This is a genomic window from Clostridium nigeriense (assembly GCF_900086595.1).
Lineage (GTDB): Bacteria > Bacillota > Clostridia > Clostridiales > Clostridiaceae > Clostridium > Clostridium nigeriense.
In genome coordinates this window covers 2726453-2745826 of the sequence record NZ_LT575472.1, presented here as the reverse complement: position 1 = coordinate 2745826, position 19374 = coordinate 2726453, and the positions used below count along the sequence as shown (strand labels likewise).

The following is a 19374-nucleotide window of genomic DNA, read 5'->3' as shown; positions in this document are numbered from 1 at the left end:
AAGGGACTGCTTTTAACAGTCCCTTAGTTTTTATTTATATAAAAGTAGGAAGTAGTTCAGAAAAGGAGATACTTTTGCAGATAATAGGATTTATTTATACGTTTACATTTGATATTATTTAAATAAATCAAGTAAGTATTAAAATTTAAAAATTTAGGGGGAAATTATTATGAAAAAAGTTTTAGCTACATTAGTTTGTGCTTCAATGATGGTAAGTATGGTTGCTTGCGGTGGTAAAAATGAAGCAAATAGTTCAGGGGGAGAAGATACTGGCTCTAAGAATTTAGTAGTATATTGTCCTCATCCGCTAGAGTTTATAGATCCAATAGTTGCAGAGTTTGAAGATGAAACAGGGATACAAGTAGATGTTGTTGCTGCAGGAACAGGAGAACTATTAAAGCGTATTGAATCTGAAAAAGACAACCCACTAGGAGATGTGATGTGGGGAGGATCACTTGGAACCTTACAACCAAAGGTAGATTATTTTGAGGAATATACTTCAGCAAATGAAGGAGATATCTTAGATGATTGTAAAAATACAGATGGAAAAATAACAAGATTTTCAAATATTCCAAGTGTACTTATGATTAACACTAATTTAATAGGAGATATTAAAGTTGAAGGTTATGAGGATTTATTAAATCCAGAATTAAAGGGTAAAATTGCTCATGCAGATCCATCAAAATCATCATCATCTTTTGAACATTTAGTAAATATGTTATATGCAATGGGAAATGGTGATCCTGAAAAAGGTTGGGATTATGCAGATAAGTTAGCAGGAAATTTAGATGGTAAATTGCTTTCGGGTTCATCTGCTGTATATAAGGGAGTAGCAGATGGTGAATATACAGTAGGTTTAACCTTTGAAGAGGGTGGAGCAAAGTATGTAAAAGATGGAGCTCCAGTAAAAATAGTCTATATGAAAGAGGGAGTTATTTCTAAACCAGATGGAGTTGCAATAATCAAGGGTGCTAAAAATATGGATAATGCTAAGAAATTTATAGATTTCTTAACTAGTAAGGAAACGCAAACAATGGTAGCATCTGAATTAAGTAGAAGATCGGTAAGAAAAGATGTAGATCCAGCTGAAGGATTAAAAGCTATGAGTGATATAAATATTATTGAAGATGACTCAGAAGTTGTAAAGGAAAATAAGCAAGTTTGGATAGATAAATTTAAGGAAATATTCACTAACAAGTAAATATAACTAATAAATTAGTCTACTTCTCTATAGGTTGTAGACTAATTTTATAAAAGATAAGGAGGAAGTAGAAATGAGTGTATCAATTAAAGCAAGAGATATAATTAAAAAATATGGTGATAATATTGTAATACCAAATTTGAATTTAGATATAAATAATGGGGAGTTTTTTACTTTACTTGGACCTTCTGGTTGTGGAAAAACAACATTTCTAAGAATGATTGCAGGTTTTAATACAATTGAAGGAGGGGAGATAAGCTTTGAAGATAAGGTTATTAATGATATCCCAGCTCATAAAAGAAATATAGGGATGGTTTTTCAAAACTATGCTATATTTCCTCATTTAACGGTTAAACAAAATGTAGAGTATGGATTAAAATTAAGAAATCTCTCTAAGAAAGAAATGGAAAATAAAGTATCAGATATTCTGAAAGTAGTAAAAATAGATGACTATAAGGATAGATTACCAGAAAGATTATCAGGAGGACAACAACAAAGGGTAGCTTTAGCAAGAGCAATTGTAATTCATCCAAGTGTTTTACTTATGGATGAGCCTCTTTCAAACTTAGATGCTAAGTTAAGAGTTGAAATGAGAGGTGCTATTAGAGAAGTTCAAAAGGAAGTAGGAATAACTACTGTTTATGTTACTCATGATCAAGAAGAAGCTTTAGCAATTTCAGATAGAATTGCAGTCATGAAAGATGGAGTAGTTCAACATGTAGGAACACCAAAGGAGATATATACAAGGCCTAAAAATACTTTTGTATCAACATTTATAGGACATTCTAATTTATTTAAAGGAACTATAGAAATAAAGGAAAGAGAAACCTTTGTTAAGTTTGAAAAAGGCTATGCTGTAAAGATGGAAAATTTAAAAGATAATATAAAAGATGGAGAAAAAGTTATTATTGCTGTAAGACCAGAAGAGTTTTTAATTTCAAATAAGGGCTTAGAAACAAAAATAAAAACAGCTACTTTTCTTGGAAGATATACTAATTATGAGATTGTATTCAACAGTGATGAAATATTAGAAGGACAAGCAGCTATAGAATTATCAGAAGATATTGGTAGCGCAGAGCGTATATATGATGAAGGTGATAGTTTGTTTTTAGAAGTTAATCCAAAGAAAATTAATGTTTTCACTGAAAATGGAGAGGAAAATTTAATAAAAGGAAGTGAAAACTAATGAGCAAAGAAAAAAGAAAAATTAAATTGAATTTTGATTTTTGGACAGGAGTAACCTTAGTTATAGCACTTATATTTCTAGTATTTTTTATATATCCATTATTCTCGTTGTTTATTAGTGGCTTTAAGGATGCAGCCACAGGTGAGTTTACATTTGCAAATTTTATTAAGTTTTTTGAAAAAAAATATTATTATAATGCATTAATGAATTCCTTTACGGTTACTATTTGTGTGACTATATTAGCTATTTTAATTGGTTCACCTTTAGCTTATTTAACAACAGCTTTTAATATCAAAGGTAAAAAGCTGATAGAAATATTAATAATTATTTCTATGTTATCACCACCATTTATAGGAGCTTATTCATGGGTACTATTATGCGGAAGAAGTGGTGTTCTTACAAAATTTTTTGAAAATAATTTAGGAATAAGCCTTCCACCTATATATGGATTTGCAGGAATTCTTTTAGTATTCACCCTTAAGCTATATCCATTTATATATCTATACGTTTCTGGAGCTTTAAAGAAAATAGATGTTTCATTATTAGAAGCAGCAGAAAGTTTAGGCTGTAAACCAATAAAAAAAATAGTTACAGTAATATTACCATTAATATTACCTACACTTTTAGCAGGTGGATTATTAGTATTTATGAATGCTTTAGCTGATTTTGGTACTCCTATGTTAATAGGTGAAGGCTATAATGTAATGCCGGTATTAATATATTCAGAATTTATTAGTGAGGTTGGAGGACAAGCTAATTTTGCAGCAGCTCTAGCAACAATAATGGTTATTATAACTTCAATAGTATTTATTGCACAAAAATATGTTGTTAATAAAAAGTCATTTACAATGAGTTCATTAAGGCCTATGGTGTCTAAAAATTTAAATGGAGCTAAGAATATTTTTGCACATTTATTTGTTTATTTGGTAGTATTACTAGCAATAATTCCACAATTAACGGTAATATATACTTCATTTTTAAATACAAAAGGATCAAGATTTGTAAATGAGTTTTCATTAAAAAGCTATAAAACAGTATTTAATAAACTTGGTTCAGCTATAACTAACACCTATACTTATGGAGTCATTGCTATTGTAATAATTGTAATTCTAGGTATGTTTATAGCATATATATCAACTAGAAGGAAAAATCCACTTACTTCAGTTATTGATACTATAACAATGTTTCCATATATAATTCCGGGGTCAGTTCTTGGTATAACTTTACTACTTGCATTTAATAAAAAACCATTGGTATTAAGTGGGACTTTTGTTATAATTATAATAGCTTATGTTGTTAGAAGACTACCATATACTTTAAGGTCAAGTGCAGCAATACTATATCAAATTAGTCCAAGTATGGAGGAAGCATCTATTAGTTTGGGATATTCTCCAGTAAAGACATTTTTTAAAGTTACAGCTGTAATGATGTTACCAGGAGTATTTGCTGGTGCAATACTAAGTTGGATTACAGTAATAAATGAACTAAGTGCTTCAGTTATATTATATACAGGCGGAACGAAAACCTTATCAGTATCAATATATACAGAAGTTATTAGAGCAAGCTATGGAACAGCAGCAGCTTTATCTACAATATTAACAATTACCACTGTAATATCATTATTGATATTCTTTAAAGTTTCTGGAAGCAAAGAGATTAATCTTTAAAATAAGTAAAATTAATTAAATAAGGTCAGCTTTGCTGGCCTTTTTTGTAATATAAGGAAGAGATTTATGGGTAAAAAATACAAAAAATATAGTGAAGTAATTAGAAATACAATTATTTGGTATGGTATAGTTCCAATAATAGTACTTTCTTTAGTGGCATATTTAATTTTGTTTATTTGGGGAAATAAATTAATAGTTAAGGAAAATACTGATAGTAATAAAAAAATATCTAAATTAATGGAAGAGAATTTAAGTGAATATAGTTTATTAATAGAAAATATATCAAAGGATGAAGGAATAATATCTATAATTAATGATGGGGTGAAATCTCAAAAAATCTATGAAATATTGTATAAATTCGTAAATAAAAGAAGTGTTAAAAGTAATTTTTACGTATTCGATAAAGACGGGAATATGATTGTCTCTAATAAAAATATAAAACCGAAATATATTAGCGATGATAACTTATTTATGTGGGGAATCTTTAGTAGGATGAGGCTAAGGAAAGAAGAAGTAATTACAATGGTAAATAAAGTACAGCAAGATAAATATACTTATGGAACTTTAACATTGGGAAAGGCAATTAATTATAATGATGAAATCATAGGATATATTGTTTTTGATTTTTCGGAAGAAGATATATTTAATTTAATTACGGGATATACAACAAGTGATATTATTATAACTGATAAACACAACATTATAGCAGCTACAAATAACAAGTATAGTGATCAATTATATAGATTGAAAAATGATTTTAGACAAAAAGATGGATATTTAAAAATAGAAGGTAAAAATTATTTTGTTAAAGTAACATCATTAAAAGACACTAATCTTTTTGTTTATACAATAACAAATTTAGATTTCTTTAATAGAGCTTTTTTAATTGGAGGAATATTTCTATTTGTATTATTTCTTATTATATTTTATATAATGTTATTTATATCAAAAAAAGTAGCCTACAGTAAAACCTTGACTATTAACGAGATTGTAAAGGCAATAGAGAGTATTCAAGAAGGAAACTTAGATGCCAAGCTTAAAATTGAATCAGAAGATGAATTTGGAATAATTGCAAAAGCATATAATAATATGTTAGTAGATATAAAAAGATTAATAGAAAGCAATAAGGAAGAAGTATCACTAAGAATGCAAAGCGAAATAAAGCAATTAGAAGCGCAATTTAATCCACATTTTTTATTCAACACTTTAGAAACTATTAGGATAATGATAAAAATAGATAAGAATGTAGCAAGTGATATTATCATTAATTTATCATCACTATTAAGATATGGTATAAATAACGAAATTCATTCTGTTAAAATACGTGATGATATTGAGTATATTAAAAATTATTTAGCTATTTTAAAATATCGATTTGGAGATAAATTACAATTTAAAATAAATATTGATGATGAAGTATTAGATGCAATAGTTCCTAAGTTACTATTACAGCCAATTATAGAAAATTCAATAAAATACGGTTTTGAAAAAAAATCTACTATTAATTTAAATATAACTTCAATGATTAATGATGAAAAAATATATATAGTTATAGAAGATAATGGTTGTGGAATTAATAAGGAAAGAATGAAGTATATAAAAGAATTAATATATAAGAAGCAAAATGATACAGATACCATAGGATTATATAATGTACAAAGAAGACTTAGACTTATTTATGGTGATGAATATGGAATTGATATTAATAGTAGTGAAGGTGAAGGAACTACGGTAAAAATAATTTTACCATATATTAAAAAGGAGGTTTAAAGTTGTACAAGCTAATTATAGTTGAGGATGAAGAAATAATAAGAAAAGGTCTAGTTCATACTATAGATTGGCTATCTATGGGATTTATAGTTGTAGGAGAAGCAGAAAATGGAGAGGATGGTCTTAAACTTATAGAGGAATTAAAGCCAGATTTAGTAATAACAGATATTAAAATGCCATTTATGAATGGATTACAAATGTTATCTCTAGCTGAAAATAAAAGGTATTTTGAAAGCATTATATTAACTAGTTACAGTGAATTTGATTATGCAAAAAAAGCAATTTCTATTGGAGTTAGTGACTATATATTAAAGCCTATAAATGAAGAGGAATTATTTAAAATAGTAACAAAAATCAAAAATAAGATAGATGAAAGAAAATTATATGAAAATATAAAAAATTGCACAGGAAATAAAGAAAAAATTGAGTTTACAAATTTAAAAATATATATAGATTCTAAGGAAATTAATATTTATGTAAAATATGTAATTAATAAGATAAAAGAAAATTATAGTGAAAAAATTAGTATAGAAAATTTAGCTGAAGAGGTTGGAGTTAGTCCAAGCTATTTAAGTAGAAAATTTAAACAAGAAACATCTTATACTTTTTTAGATATGCTTAATAAATATAGAGTGCAAAAAGCTGTAGAATTAATGATGAAAGAAAAAGATAGGTATAGAGCATATGAAATTGCAGATATGGTAGGCTTTGGGGATTATAAACATTTTTGTACTGTTTTCAAGAAGTATACAAATTATGCACCTAAGGATTTTATGAAAGCTACAAGTATTATAATAAATTAATAGACCTTGTAAATAACAATCAAAGTTATATAATTAGCTTATATAAATTATACATTTAAGATATTAATATTGGAGGAAAAATGAATAGAAAAGTTATACTATATATTGCAGTTAGTTTAGATAATTATATAGCAAGAGAAAATGGTGAAGTAGATTGGTTAATGGGGGATGGAAGTAATCCTGAGGAGGATAATGGATATGAGGATTTTTATAAAAATATAGATGTTGTAATAATGGGAAAATCTACATATGATCAAGTAATGGATTGGGGAGATTATCCATATAAAAACTGTGAAAGTTATGTTTATACAAGAAAAGAAGTAAAAAATAATAAATATGTAAAATTTACAAATGAAAGTCCAAATAAATTAATTTCAAAATTAAAAGGAAAGCAAGGGAAAGATATTTGGATAGTTGGAGGTGCGGATATAGTAGATTTATTTTTAAAAGAAGATTTAATAGATGAATTTATTATAGCAACTATACCAACTATTTTAGGAAAAGGAATACCTTTATTTAAAGAAAATAATAATGAAATAAAATTGAAATTAAAAGAAAGTAAAATTTTTGACGGAATTGTTCAAAATCATTATATAAAAAAATAATAATCAAAGGAGAAGAAATATGAAAAGTGCAGAATATTATATAAAGAATTTAGAGATGGAAAAGCATATTGAGGGTGGATATTTTAAAGAATCTTTTGTTTCCGTAGACGAAGTAAGAAGTGATAAAAAATTATGGAGCAGTATATATTTTCTTCTAGAAACGGGGGAAGTATCTAACTTCCACAGATTACAATCAGATGAATTATGGTACTATCATGATGGTGAAGCTTTAACAATTTATATGATAAGTCCAGAAGGAGAACTTATAACTAGTCAGTTAGGAAATAACATTGAAAATGGTGAAAGACCTCAAGTTTTAGTACCTAAGGGGTATATTTTTGGATCAGCGATGAACAATGATGGATATGCATTAGTTGGATGTATGGTTTCACCAGCTTTTGAATATGACGAATTTGAATTATTTGATAGGGAATATTTATTAAATCTTTATCCTCAGCATAAAGAAACAATAATTAAATTAACAAGAGAAAGTAAATAAAATCTAAATAAAAAGGGACTGGGCTGTGTTAAATGTGAAATTAACACAACTCAGTCCTTTTTTATANAAATTTAATCTCATATTATTAATATGAGGATTAATGAAGAGGTGAAGAATTTGCGATATATAGGACCATATTTTAGAATGAATAAGTTATCTCATAAAGAGATTAATGGCCAGCTTTTTCACTTATCGAAAGAGGCCATAAGAACCTTGGTTCTAGAGTCAAAATGTGGATTAGTTGATTCTATTAAAAATTATAAAAAATTATCGTCCTCCATTGATATTACCACATCTACCAATTTTTCTCCACTACTATGTATATATAGAAAATCATCTCCTAACTATATTCATAGTAAGAATTACAATGGATTTGATGAAGAATCTTTTAAAAAAGATATATCACCAGCAACTAATGCACTTTTGACTACAAGTATACTTAATTTATCTACTTATTATTCAAGATTTAAAGATGTAGATGAAAAATTATATTCTTATAGTAAAGCCTATAAGAAGCTTTCCAAAAAGCAACTTGAATTTTACTCAATAAATCTTAGAAATAATGAAGGTATTTTTGTTGAAAAAAAGAACCTATCAGAAAATAACTACAAGGGATTTAATCTTGTAGATAAAAATGATAAATTTAAATTTTCTGATCAAGCTTTTATGATGGTTTCATATAACCTTTATTCAATATTATATCCAGAAGATGAAATTTCAGTAGACTATAATAAGTTTTCACTTGAAATACTTCATACACTAATTGAGTTTAAAGAAAAAATATATGATTGCTCCTTTGAAGAAATATGCAAAATCCTCCTAGCAATAAATATATTTTACAGCAATTCTAATAATAATGATGCCAAAATACTAATTATAGATTTAACAGATTTCTTAATTAATAAATTTGATGAAAAAGACTATTATGTTGATGAATTAGACTTCGCTTCATTATTTGCAATAAATCTAATGCTATCTTTTAAACATACTCAAATGATTACTTTCAATGAAAAAGCCAAAGAAATATTAAATAAACTAATATCTTTATATGATAATGAAAAGGATGCTTTTCTTAAACTATCTAGTAAAAAAGAATTAAAATACTCGTGTTTTGATATAGCTTTCTATTTCCTAGCTATATTTATGTATTCCAAAGAAGATAATAGAGAAAAAGAATATAAGAATATAATTTCTTCATTATATAGAAAATACTTTATTAACTCAGGAATAATTACTTCTTGGCCTGATGCTCCTACGTTAGATGATGCTGAAAGATATAGAGGATTAACTTTTAATTCCTCTGATATGTTAGAAGAAAACTTCTTTAAAATGGTTACTACAGCAACACCTTCTAGTTTAGGAATAGCACCGATATTTAGACGAAATGTTACTTATTCAAAAAAGAAAGATTCATTTTCTTCCTCTAATTCATCCTTCGATAGTTATAAAAATATTTTTATATATCAATTAATTATATTTTTGTTTAAGGATGATTTCATGATAGAAACATGTTTACCTAATAAGTCAATGTCCTTTAGACAGTTAGATGATATTAACGATGATACTATTGAAGAATCAGAGTTAGATGATACTGATGACTTAGAAAGAGAAGTTGATAATGAATGTAAAAAAGATATTTTAGAAGATACTTCAAATATAAAATCATAAAGACTGAGGATAAACTCAGTCTTTATGATTTTTGTATTTTGCTGAAATTGAGAGTGTAAAATAGTCTGTGTAAACTTCAGAAGATAATGTATAATAAATTATCTATACGAGGAGGACACAGACTATGTCATTTTCAAAAGAAGAAATTAAAAGGATTATAGCAGCAAATCCAAATATGAAAACAGCTGATGATGTTCAGAATGTTTTAAAGGATCTCTTTGGAGAATTGCTTCAGCAAATGCTTGAAGCGGAGATGGATAACCATCTTGGTTACTCTAAATATGATTATCAAAACAAAAATACTACTAACAGTCGTAACGGAAAAAGTAGTAAGACTATGAAATCTAATCTAGGTTATTTTGACTTAGACGTTCCAAGGGATCGAGAAGGTTCATTTGAACCTGAAATTGTTAAGAAACATCAAACGGATGTATCACACTTAGAAAACTCTATAATAGGCATGTATGCTAAAGGAATGAGCACAAGAGATATTGCAGCACAAGTTAATGAGATTTACGGTATGGATGTTTCACCGACACTTATATCTAATATAACTGACAAAGTAATTCCTATGATTAAGGAATGGCAAAATAGGCCTCTTGATGAAGTATATCCTATTATATTTATGGATGCTATTCACTTTAAGGTTAGAAAAGATAATGCAGTAGTTTCTAAGGCTGCTTATGCAGCAATCGGTGTGAATATACAAGGTAAGAAAGAAGTACTTGGGATTTGGATAGGTGCATCAGAGTCATCAAAGTATTGGCTTTTAGTTCTTAACGAATTAAAAAATCGAGGAGTAAAAGATATTTTAATAACATCTGTAGATGGATTAAATGGATTTACTGAAGCTATTAAAGCAGTATATCCTAATACTGAAATTCAAAAATGTATAATCCATCAAATAAGAAACTCAAGTAGATATCTATCATATAAGGATTTAAAGGCATTTAATGCAGACTTGAAACTTGTATATACTGCCAGCACTGAAGAACAGGCGTTAGCGCAGCTAGATAAGTTAGAAGATAAATGGGGAGAAAAATACTTGATTGCTATAAAATCCTGGAGAAATAATTGGGATGAGCTAGCTACATTTTTTAAGTATCCACCTGAAATAAGAAAGATTATCTATACTACCAATGCGATGGAAAGTTATAATCGCCAATTGAGAAAAGTAACTAAAACTAAGTCGATATTTCCAAATGATGAATCATTAATGAAAATCTTATATCTAGCTACAATTGATATTAGTAAAAAATGGACTCAATCTATTCGAGGATGGGCTCAAATATTAGCACAGCTTTCTATCTTCTTCGAAGGGCGTTTAGACGACCAATTGTTTTAAATTAAAATTGGGAACTCTTATTAAATCACAGATATCATTTCATATATTTTCTATAAATATAAAAATAAGGTTGGATGTATAAAGTATACTTCCAACCTACAATAAAAAAATATTTTTTCTAAAGTTTACACAAAATTATTGACATACTCTTTTTATATTTACAAATTAATTCTACTAATTAAACAAAAGCCTTGTAAATTGAATTTATAGCTTTTTCGAAGTCGTCAGTTTCTATTCCAATAAGAATGTTGATTTCGCTAGAGCCTTGATCTATCATTCTAATATTAATATTAGATTCACTTAAGGAATTGAATATTTTAGCAGCCACACCCTTATTTGAAGACATACCATTTCCAACTGTTGCAATTAGTGCCATATTAGGATGTACTACTATAGAATCAGGGTTGCATGTCCTTTTTATTTCATCAACTAATATTTCAGTTTTGTTTTTTAATTGAGCATCTGAAATAACTACACATACTGTATCTATACCAGAAGGCATGTTTTCAAATGAAATACAGTTTTGCTCTAAAATAGATAAAACTTTTCTACAAAAACCAAGTTCTGAGTTCATCATTGCTTTTTCAATAGAAATTACAGTGAAATCTTTTTTGCCGGCAATACCCTTTATTGGATTATTAAAGTCTGGCTCCATATCCTTTACTATTAAAGTACCAGGATCACTTGGAGAATTAGTATTTTTAATATTAATAGGAATACCTGCATTTCTTACTGGAAACACAGATTCTTCATGTAAAACAGAAGCTCCCATATAAGAAAGTTCTCTTAATTCTCTATAAGTAATTTTTCTGATTTGCATGGGATTTTTAACAATTCTTGGATCAGCCATTAAAAATCCAGAAACATCTGTCCAATTTTCATATAATTCAGCATTTATACTAGCGGATACTAAAGCACCAGTAACATCAGAACCACCTCTAGAAAATGTAACAATATTACCTAGTGAATCAGCTCCATAGAATCCTGGAATTACTGCTCTTGTATTTTCATTAATAATGTTTTGTAAGGCTTTATATGTAGCCTCTGTATCTATACATCCATACTTATTAAATAAAATAACATCTTTAGCATCAATAAATTCAAAATCAAGATAATTTGCAAGAATAATACCATTTAGATATTCGCCCCTACTTGCAGCATAATCTTTAGATGCACCATTTTCTATATCATTTTTTATTTTATTTAAATAGTAGTCAATATCTAATTGAAGATTAAGTTCTAAAACTATAGCCTTATACCTATTAGATATTAGATTAAAGACATCATCTAGTGGAATACTAGATTCAATATGCCCATGACAAAGATATAAAAGATCAGTGATTTTAAAGTCTTTAGAATTTCTTTTACCTGGTGCAGAAGGAACAACTATTTTTCTACTATTATTAGATAAAATAATTTCCTTAACCTTTTTAAATTGATTAGCATCAGCTAAAGAACTCCCCCCAAATTTTGTTACAATCATATTCAATTTTTAGCCCCCTTAAAAAAAGTATTTACTATATATTAGCAATAATTTAAAAAAATCTCAAATAAAAAATTAAATTAATTGGAGTAGGATAAGTTTTTTTAGGAATAATAAAATATAAATTTATATGTAGGTGATAATATGAAATATAAATTATTTATTATAAGTACTCTATTTTTATTTAATATATTAACTTTAAACCCTATGGCACTAGAGAATGAAGATAACTTATATATAATTAATTGTAAGAGAGATATTTTAACTTTAATGATGGCATATCCAGATGAAATAGAAGATATAGAAGTATCAGAAGATGGGTTTATTTATTTAATATTAAACAATAAAAAAATAATTTATGATGATAAAAAAGAAAAGAATAAATATGAAAAAATTTCAAATGCAGATATCCAAGATACCTTAGAAGTAGTATATCCTTTAGGTGATATAAATTCTGTAGTAGAAGGAATAGATCCAGGAAGAGCAAGAGCATATATATTTCTTAGCAATATATATGGAGAAAATCAAAGTGAAATAGAAAAAAATTTATCGTTTTTTTCAACATCTTGTGGGAATATAATGTTTAATAAAAATGCTAAAGCTGGTGAAGCTTTAAAAAAATCTTTGGATGAAGCTAAGAAACTAGCAGAAAAAGATAGTAAGATTAATAATTATATTTTTCCAATAAGTGGTAGTTATAATTATAGAGTTATTCAGGATACAGGAAGACTTAGTCCTCATGCTTATGGAATAGCTATTGATTTAACTAGAAATGATTCAGATTATTGGAAATGGGTCGATAAATCTAAGGGAAGCAAAAGAATAGAGGGATATCCTAAGGAATTAGTAAGAGTATTTGAGAATAATGGTTTTGTATGGGGAGGGAAATGGGAGCATTTTGATATTTTACATTTTGAGTATAGACCTGAAATAATTTTAAAAAGTAAATTTTTTGGTGATAAATTAGACCTTAATAAAAAAGAATGGTACGAAGGAGTTCCTATTAATGAACAAACTGAAGAAATAATAAAGATTATAAATAATAAGTTGTAAAGTATTACAAAAACTAAAGTGATTTAAAAATTAAATATAGGTATAAAACAAAAGTAAACTTAGATAAGTGTAATTTCATAAGGATTCTTTAAGAAATTTAAAAGTTGAAAAAATGCAAATCAAAAAATTTTATTGTATAATTGAAAAATGAATGTCTAAGAAAATATAATATAAAGTTTTATAAGTATTGAATTTTTAAAACTTAAAGGGGAGTAGATGGGTTAAATGAAAGTTATCAAAAGGGATGGAAGCGTAGTAAATTTCGATAAGAGCAAAATAAGAGAAGCTATAACGAAAGCTATGAAAAATGGTAGTGGGATTTATTTAGGGGATATAGCAAAGCTAATAGCTAATGATGCTGAAAAGTATTTTAGTAATGAAAATGAAACACCAACAATACATAAAATTGAATCCTATGTATATGATAGATTGGTTCATTATGGTCAAAGTGTAACTGCAAAATCTTATGAGGGCTATAGAGCAGTGCAAGAATTTAAAAGAAATACAAATACAACAGATAAGAGTATTTTAAGTCTTTTAAATAAAACTAATGAAGATGTAATAAAGGAAAATTCAAATAAAAACTCTGTAATAGCTGCTACTCAAAGAGATTTAATTGCAGGAGAAGTTTCAAAGGATATATCTAGAAGAAGACTTATACCAGCGCATATAGTTCAAGCACATGATGAAGGCGTAATTCACTGGCATGATATGGATTATACCCTTTCACCAATATTTAATTGCTGTTTAATTAATTTAGAAGATATGCTTGAAAATGGAACTGTTATTAATGATAAACTAGTAGAATCTCCAAAATCTTTTGGAACAGCTTGTACTGTCACTACTCAGATAATAGCGCAAGTTTCAAGTAATCAATATGGTGGTCAAAGTATTACAGTTAAGCATTTAGCTAAATATTTGAAAGTTACAGAAGATAAGGCTTATAAGCATTATTTAGAGTTATTAAATGATGAAGAATTAGCAAAAAGACTTGCTTATGATATGAAAATGAAGGAACTTAAAGATGGTGTTCAAACAATAAGATATCAACTATCTACTTTACAAACAACTAATGGGCAATCACCTTTTTCAACTATTTATTTAGAAATAGAAGAAGGTCATCCTTATGAAGAGGAAATGGCTTTAATTTGTGAAGAGATGATTAAGCAAAGATTAGAAGGAATGAAGAACTATAAAGGACAAGAAATAGGAGAAGCATTCCCGAAACTTGTATATCTTTTAGAGGAACATAATTGCCTAGAAGGTGGAAAGTATGATTATATAACTAAGCTTGCTGCTAAATGTACTGCTAGAAGATTAGTTCCTGATTATCAATCAGCTAAGATAATGAGACAAAATTATGAAGGAAATGCATTCCCACCAATGGGATGTAGATCTCACTTATCTCCATGGAAAGATGAAAATGGCAATTATAAATGGTATGGTAGATTTAATCAAGGTGTTGTAAGTTTAAACTTACCTCAAATAGCTATAGTTTCAGAAGGAGATATGGAATTATTCTGGGATATGCTAGATCAAAGATTAGAATTATGTAAGGAGGCATTATTAACTAGACATAACATGCTTCTTGGAACAAGTTCTGATGTTTCACCTATTCATTGGCAACATGGTGCAATAGCAAGATTAAATAAGGGTGAAAATATAGATAAGTTATTAAAAAATGGTTATTCAACTTTATCATTAGGTTATGTAGGAATACATGAGATGGTACAAGCTATGCTTGGAGAGAGCCACACTAGTGAAAAAGGTGAAAAATTTGCATTAGATGTAATGAATCATATGAATGAAGCGTGTCAAAAGTGGAAAAAAGAAACAGGCTTAGGCTTTAGTTTATATGGAACTCCAGCAGAAAATCTAATTTACAGATTCTGCAAATTAGATAGAACTAAGTTTGGGATTATTCCCAATGTAACAGATAAATTATACTATACTAATTCTTATCATGTTCATGTATGTGAAGAAATAGATGCTTTTAGTAAGCTAAAATTTGAGTCACAATTCCATGGAATTAGTTTAGGTGGATGTATTTCTTACGTAGAAGTTCCAGATATGAGCAAAAACTTAGATGCTGTAGAACAAATAATTAATTTTATATATCATAACATACAATATGCAGAAATTAATACAAAGCCAGATACATGTTATAAGTGTGGATATACTGGCGAAATAAAATTAGATGATAATTTAATTTGGTATTGTCCTTCTTGTGGAAATAGAGAAGAATCAGAAATGCAAGTAATGAGAAGAACCTGTGGATATATAGGAACTAATTTCTGGAATAAAGGAAGAACAGCTGAAATAGGTGATAGAGTATTACATTTATAAGGATGGTTTTATATGAACTATGCAAAAATCAGAAAGTTTGATGTTAGTAATGGGCCAGGAGTTAGGGCAACATTATTTGTAAGTGGATGTACTAATAATTGTGCTGGATGCTTTAATAAAGATTTACAAGACTTTAATTATGGTAATAAATGGACTAAAGAAGTTGAAGATGAATTTATTAAACAAATTAAAAATCCTAATGTAGTAGGAGTAAATATTTTAGGTGGAGAACCTATGGATCAAATTAAAGATAAATGTTTACCTAATTTATTAAAGAGAATAAAAGAAGAAACTAATAAAAGCATCTGGTTATGGTCAGGTTACATTTATGAAGATATAATTAATTGTAGAAAAAAGAGTGAAATTTTATCTTACGTAGATGTTCTAGTAGATGGAAGATTTGAGTTAGATAAGAGGAATATATCATTAAAATATAGAGGTTCATGGAATCAAAGAGTTATAGATATAATAAGAAGTAAAGAAAATAATAAAGTTATAGAATTAGAATATTAGATCTTTTAGAACTAGATAAAAATCGTCAAAAGGACTTAAATTTCCTTTTGACGATTTTTTAATTCTTTTGACAAAATTTATATTATAAAGGATAATTATGGAGTAATATTTTAAATTGATTGGGATGGTATAAAATATGATTAATAACCTAAAAGTACGTACTAAAATATTTATTTTAACTGTTATATTAAATATTATGCTTATTATAGTTGGTTTAATAGGGATATTTCAACTGAATAATGCTGATAAAAGAATGGAAAAGTTATATGACGAAAATTTTTCTTCAGTATTTAATTTATCAAATGCGTTAAATGAGGAATCTAAAATTGAAGCAAGCATTTATAAAATAATATTAAATGTGGAAAATAAGGAATATCAAAAACAGGAGTATGAAGCTTTAGTTAAGAGTAAAGAAAATTTTGAAGATATTTATAATAAGTTTAAAAATATAGAAAATGATGAATATACTAAAAAGGCCATAAAGAATTTAGATAGCAATTTAAAAAGCTATAGGAACCAGCAAGAAGAGGTAATTAACTTAGCAATGAGTGGTAATGATAAAGAAGCATATAAAAAATTAGAAGAAATAGAGTCCGATATTGGTGAATGGTTTAAATATGATTTAAATAGAATTTCTTCCTATAGTAGTTCTTTAGCTGAAACCATTAAAGTTGACAATGAAAAAACAATAGAAATAGCAAATAAAACTCTAATTGCCAGTGTTCTAATTGCATTATTAATTGATATAATTGTAGCTATTGCTATTATTAGAAATATAGTAAGACCATTAAAAGTTACTGTTGAAGAAATGACTATAATTTCTAAAGGAGATTTATCAAGGGATTTAGATAAAAAGCTATTAAAGAGAAAAGATGAGCTTGGAGTTATATTAAATAACCTAAAATCAATACAAAATTCTTTAGGCAAATTAATTTATAATGTGAAAAATGAATCTAATAATACAGAGAAAGCGATAAACCATATAGATAAAAATATTTATCAGTTGAATTCTAATTTAGAAATTATGGCTACTACATCAGAAGAAATAACTGCTGTAATGCAGGAAACTTCAGCATCAACTGAAGAAATCAATAATTCTATACATAATATTGAGTTTATTATTGAAACTATTAATAAAAAAGCTAAGGATGGAGTAAAGATTTCTAAAGAAAGTAGTAAAAGAGCATTATCTAATAAGAATTTTATAGTTTCTAACTTAAATAATGCTAATATCATTCTAGAAGAATCTAAATATACATTAAAGAAAGCAATAAATGAAACAAAGGTAATAAATAAAATTTATGAATTATCAGAAATAATAATAGGAATTACTGAACAAACTAATCTTTTAGCTTTAAATGCATCAATTGAGGCTGCTAGAGCAGGTGAAGCCGGTAAAGGATTTTCAGTAGTTGCAGAAGAAATTAGGAAATTAGCTGAGGAATCAAAGGAGTCAGTTATAAAAATAAAGGAAACAGGAAGTGCAATATCCAAATCAGTTAATGGACTTGTTAATGGATCAAATAGTCTAATAAGATTCATGGATGAAGATTTACAAAACGAGCTTAATAATATGATAAATATTATTGAAACATATGAAAAAGATGGAGAAGAGATAAATGAAATAATAAATGAATTTAGTAAGAATTCTAGTGAGTTATTAGCTCATATGAAGGAAATTTCTGATGCTACAGAAGGAGTTTCAAGAGCTACCATGGAAGGTACAAATGGTATAACAAATATAAATGATAAAATTTTAGATGTAAGTAATCAGTCGGAGATTACAAAAAATAATTCTAAAATTGCAATGGAGAGTTCAAATAACTTAAAGAAGTCCATTAATATATTTAAATTAAAAGAATAAGAAATAGCCTATAGCATTCTATAGGCTATTTTAATTTTATAAATTAATAATCTGCATTTTCGATAAAATCATCAACAAGGATTTCATTAGAAGTATCTCTTGAATAGTATTTATCTATATCAAAAGAGCCTTCTGATTTACTTATTATTATGGTGCAAATACAGTCGCCCATGGTATTTACTGTACTTCTACACATGTCTAAGATTCTGTCTATTCCAAGAATCAATCCTATTCCCTCAATAGGAAGACCAACAGATTGTAATACCATGGAAAGCATAACCATACCTACTCCAGGAACACCAGCAGTACCAATTGAAGCTAATGTAGCGGTAAGAATTATTGTTAATATGGCCGGTAGGCCTAATTCAATTTTGTAAACTTGAGAGATAAATATGGCAGCAACTCCTTGCATTATAGCAGTACCATCCATATTTATAGTAGCGCCTAAGGGAATTGTAAATGAGGAAATTGAATTATCAACTCCCATTTCGTTAATTGTTTCCAAAGTTACAGGTAATGCAGCATTACTAGAAGCAGTGGAAAAAACTATTGATGCTGGTTTTATAAATTTTTTGAAAAATGGTCTTATACTTAATCTGGTAAATATCTTGAACATACCTCCATATATAAAAAGTGAATGTATAACTAAAGCAAAAAGAATTACAAGCATATATTTTATTAGAGGTAACATAGCACTAAATCCAATAGTTGCAAAAGTATTTGTCATCAAAGCAAAAACTCCTATAGGAGCAAAATACATAACTATTTGAACAATTTTCATTATAACTTCATTTAAAGATTCAAAAGCTTTTTTTACTATTTCTGCTTTTTTTCCTATTAGACTAATTGAAATACCTAATAAAATTGAGAAAAATATAATTTGTAACATATCACCTTTGATTAATGATTCAAAAGGGTTTGTTGGAACTATACCAACTATAATGTCTATAAAAGATTTATCTTGGCTAATAGTAGGCTGGCTAATTAATAAATGAGACATATCTAATCCAAGCCCTGGCTTTACGGTTAATGCAAGAATTACACCAATGGTAATAGCAATACAAGTAGTTAAAATATAAAAAGAAAAGGTCTTAATACCAACTCTTCCAAGTTTTCTTATATTTTCTATGGAAGCAGCTCCGCAGGTTAATGAAATAAATACCAGTGGAACAACCATCATTTTTATTGAAGATAAGAAAATATCAGATAAAACCTTTACAAATCCATTTAAGATTATTGTGTTTTTTATAAAGTCAGAACTTATAGATTGAATTAGGATTCCTAGTATTGCTCCTAAAAACATAGATATAAATATTTTTTTTGTTAGACTTAAATTTTTCTTCATAAAAATCCCCCTTATAATAAAATTCC

Annotated in this window: 15 protein-coding genes; 13 read left to right on the top strand and 2 right to left on the bottom strand. The window is 27.4% G+C overall.

Annotated features, from left to right (window positions below):
- Positions 1 to 169 precede the first annotated feature (169 nt).
- From BN6774_RS12905 to BN6774_RS12865, 9 genes are all read left to right on the top strand, one after another.
- Positions 170 to 1201, top strand: coding sequence for an ABC transporter substrate-binding protein (locus BN6774_RS12905; protein ID WP_066894438.1), 1032 nt, complete (start codon positions 170 to 172; stop codon positions 1199 to 1201).
- Between the two features lie 73 nt (positions 1202 to 1274).
- The gene (locus tag BN6774_RS12900) at positions 1275 to 2387 is read left to right on the top strand and encodes an ABC transporter ATP-binding protein (RefSeq protein ID WP_066894436.1); all 1113 of its coding nucleotides are present in this window, start codon (positions 1275 to 1277) and stop codon (positions 2385 to 2387) included.
- On the top strand, positions 2387 to 4054 hold the full coding sequence (locus tag BN6774_RS12895; protein ID WP_066894434.1) for an ABC transporter permease: 1668 nt from the start codon (positions 2387 to 2389) through the stop codon (positions 4052 to 4054). Before BN6774_RS12900 ends, BN6774_RS12895 begins: the two co-directional genes overlap by 1 nt.
- Positions 4055 to 4120: 66 nt before the next feature.
- Positions 4121 to 5824: a sensor histidine kinase gene (locus BN6774_RS12890; RefSeq protein WP_066894432.1), complete on the top strand. Its 1704-nt coding sequence runs from the start codon at positions 4121 to 4123 to the stop codon at positions 5822 to 5824.
- Positions 5825 to 5826: 2 nt separating this feature from the next.
- Positions 5827 to 6627 carry a response regulator transcription factor gene (locus BN6774_RS12885; protein WP_066894430.1) on the top strand — a complete coding sequence of 267 codons (801 nt, stop codon included), beginning with the start codon at positions 5827 to 5829 and terminating at the stop codon, positions 6625 to 6627.
- Between the two features lie 80 nt (positions 6628 to 6707).
- Positions 6708 to 7232 carry a dihydrofolate reductase family protein gene (locus tag BN6774_RS12880; RefSeq protein WP_066894428.1) on the top strand — a complete coding sequence of 175 codons (525 nt, stop codon included), beginning with the start codon at positions 6708 to 6710 and terminating at the stop codon, positions 7230 to 7232.
- 19 nt (positions 7233 to 7251) lie between these two features.
- Entirely contained in the window at positions 7252 to 7731 is a 480-nt protein-coding gene (locus tag BN6774_RS12875; RefSeq protein ID WP_066894426.1) for a cupin domain-containing protein, read from the top strand.
- Positions 7732 to 7875: 144 nt separating this feature from the next.
- Entirely contained in the window at positions 7876 to 9399 is a 1524-nt protein-coding gene (locus tag BN6774_RS12870; RefSeq protein ID WP_235829617.1) for a hypothetical protein, read from the top strand.
- 124 nt (positions 9400 to 9523) lie between these two features.
- The gene (locus BN6774_RS12865) at positions 9524 to 10744 is read left to right on the top strand and encodes an IS256 family transposase (RefSeq protein ID WP_066894422.1); all 1221 of its coding nucleotides are present in this window, start codon (positions 9524 to 9526) and stop codon (positions 10742 to 10744) included.
- A gap of 178 nt (positions 10745 to 10922) precedes the next feature.
- On the opposite strand, the gene BN6774_RS12860 is transcribed toward BN6774_RS12865, so the two are convergent.
- Positions 10923 to 12233, bottom strand: coding sequence for an aspartate kinase (locus BN6774_RS12860; protein ID WP_066894420.1), 1311 nt, complete (start codon positions 12231 to 12233; stop codon positions 10923 to 10925).
- Between the two features lie 138 nt (positions 12234 to 12371).
- Here BN6774_RS12860 and BN6774_RS12855 point away from each other — a divergent pair, with 138 nt between their 5' ends.
- The 4 genes from BN6774_RS12855 (at position 12372) to BN6774_RS12840 (ending at position 18003) form a co-directional block, all read left to right on the top strand.
- Positions 12372 to 13280, top strand: coding sequence for a M15 family metallopeptidase (locus tag BN6774_RS12855; RefSeq protein ID WP_066894418.1), 909 nt, complete (start codon positions 12372 to 12374; stop codon positions 13278 to 13280).
- A gap of 225 nt (positions 13281 to 13505) precedes the next feature.
- The gene (nrdD, locus tag BN6774_RS12850; RefSeq protein WP_066894416.1) at positions 13506 to 15626 is read left to right on the top strand and encodes an anaerobic ribonucleoside-triphosphate reductase; all 2121 of its coding nucleotides are present in this window, start codon (positions 13506 to 13508) and stop codon (positions 15624 to 15626) included.
- 12 nt (positions 15627 to 15638) lie between these two features.
- Positions 15639 to 16139 carry an anaerobic ribonucleoside-triphosphate reductase activating protein gene (gene nrdG / locus BN6774_RS12845; RefSeq protein WP_066894414.1) on the top strand — a complete coding sequence of 167 codons (501 nt, stop codon included), beginning with the start codon at positions 15639 to 15641 and terminating at the stop codon, positions 16137 to 16139.
- A 136-nt stretch (positions 16140 to 16275) separates the two neighbouring features.
- Positions 16276 to 18003: a methyl-accepting chemotaxis protein gene (locus BN6774_RS12840; protein ID WP_066894412.1), complete on the top strand. Its 1728-nt coding sequence runs from the start codon at positions 16276 to 16278 to the stop codon at positions 18001 to 18003.
- A 43-nt stretch (positions 18004 to 18046) separates the two neighbouring features.
- On the opposite strand, the gene BN6774_RS12835 is transcribed toward BN6774_RS12840, so the two are convergent.
- Positions 18047 to 19348, bottom strand: coding sequence for a dicarboxylate/amino acid:cation symporter (locus BN6774_RS12835; RefSeq protein ID WP_066894410.1), 1302 nt, complete (start codon positions 19346 to 19348; stop codon positions 18047 to 18049).
- Positions 19349 to 19374 lie beyond the last annotated feature (26 nt).

Coding starts and splice junctions, on each gene's coding strand:
- BN6774_RS12905 (WP_066894438.1), top strand. CDS start 170: ATGAAAAAAGTTTTAGCTACATTAGTTTGTGCTTCAATGATGGTAAGT.
- BN6774_RS12900 (WP_066894436.1), top strand. CDS start 1,275: ATGAGTGTATCAATTAAAGCAAGAGATATAATTAAAAAATATGGTGAT.
- BN6774_RS12895 (WP_066894434.1), top strand. CDS start 2,387: ATGAGCAAAGAAAAAAGAAAAATTAAATTGAATTTTGATTTTTGGACA.
- BN6774_RS12890 (WP_066894432.1), top strand. CDS start 4,121: ATGGGTAAAAAATACAAAAAATATAGTGAAGTAATTAGAAATACAATT.
- BN6774_RS12880 (WP_066894428.1), top strand. CDS start 6,708: ATGAATAGAAAAGTTATACTATATATTGCAGTTAGTTTAGATAATTAT.
- BN6774_RS12875 (WP_066894426.1), top strand. CDS start 7,252: ATGAAAAGTGCAGAATATTATATAAAGAATTTAGAGATGGAAAAGCAT.
- BN6774_RS12870 (WP_235829617.1), top strand. CDS start 7,876: ATGAATAAGTTATCTCATAAAGAGATTAATGGCCAGCTTTTTCACTTA.
- BN6774_RS12865 (WP_066894422.1), top strand. CDS start 9,524: ATGTCATTTTCAAAAGAAGAAATTAAAAGGATTATAGCAGCAAATCCA.
- BN6774_RS12855 (WP_066894418.1), top strand. CDS start 12,372: ATGAAATATAAATTATTTATTATAAGTACTCTATTTTTATTTAATATA.
- nrdD (WP_066894416.1), top strand. CDS start 13,506: ATGAAAGTTATCAAAAGGGATGGAAGCGTAGTAAATTTCGATAAGAGC.
- nrdG (WP_066894414.1), top strand. CDS start 15,639: ATGAACTATGCAAAAATCAGAAAGTTTGATGTTAGTAATGGGCCAGGA.
- BN6774_RS12840 (WP_066894412.1), top strand. CDS start 16,276: ATGATTAATAACCTAAAAGTACGTACTAAAATATTTATTTTAACTGTT.
- BN6774_RS12835 (WP_066894410.1), bottom strand. CDS start 19,348: ATGAAGAAAAATTTAAGTCTAACAAAAAAAATATTTATATCTATGTTT.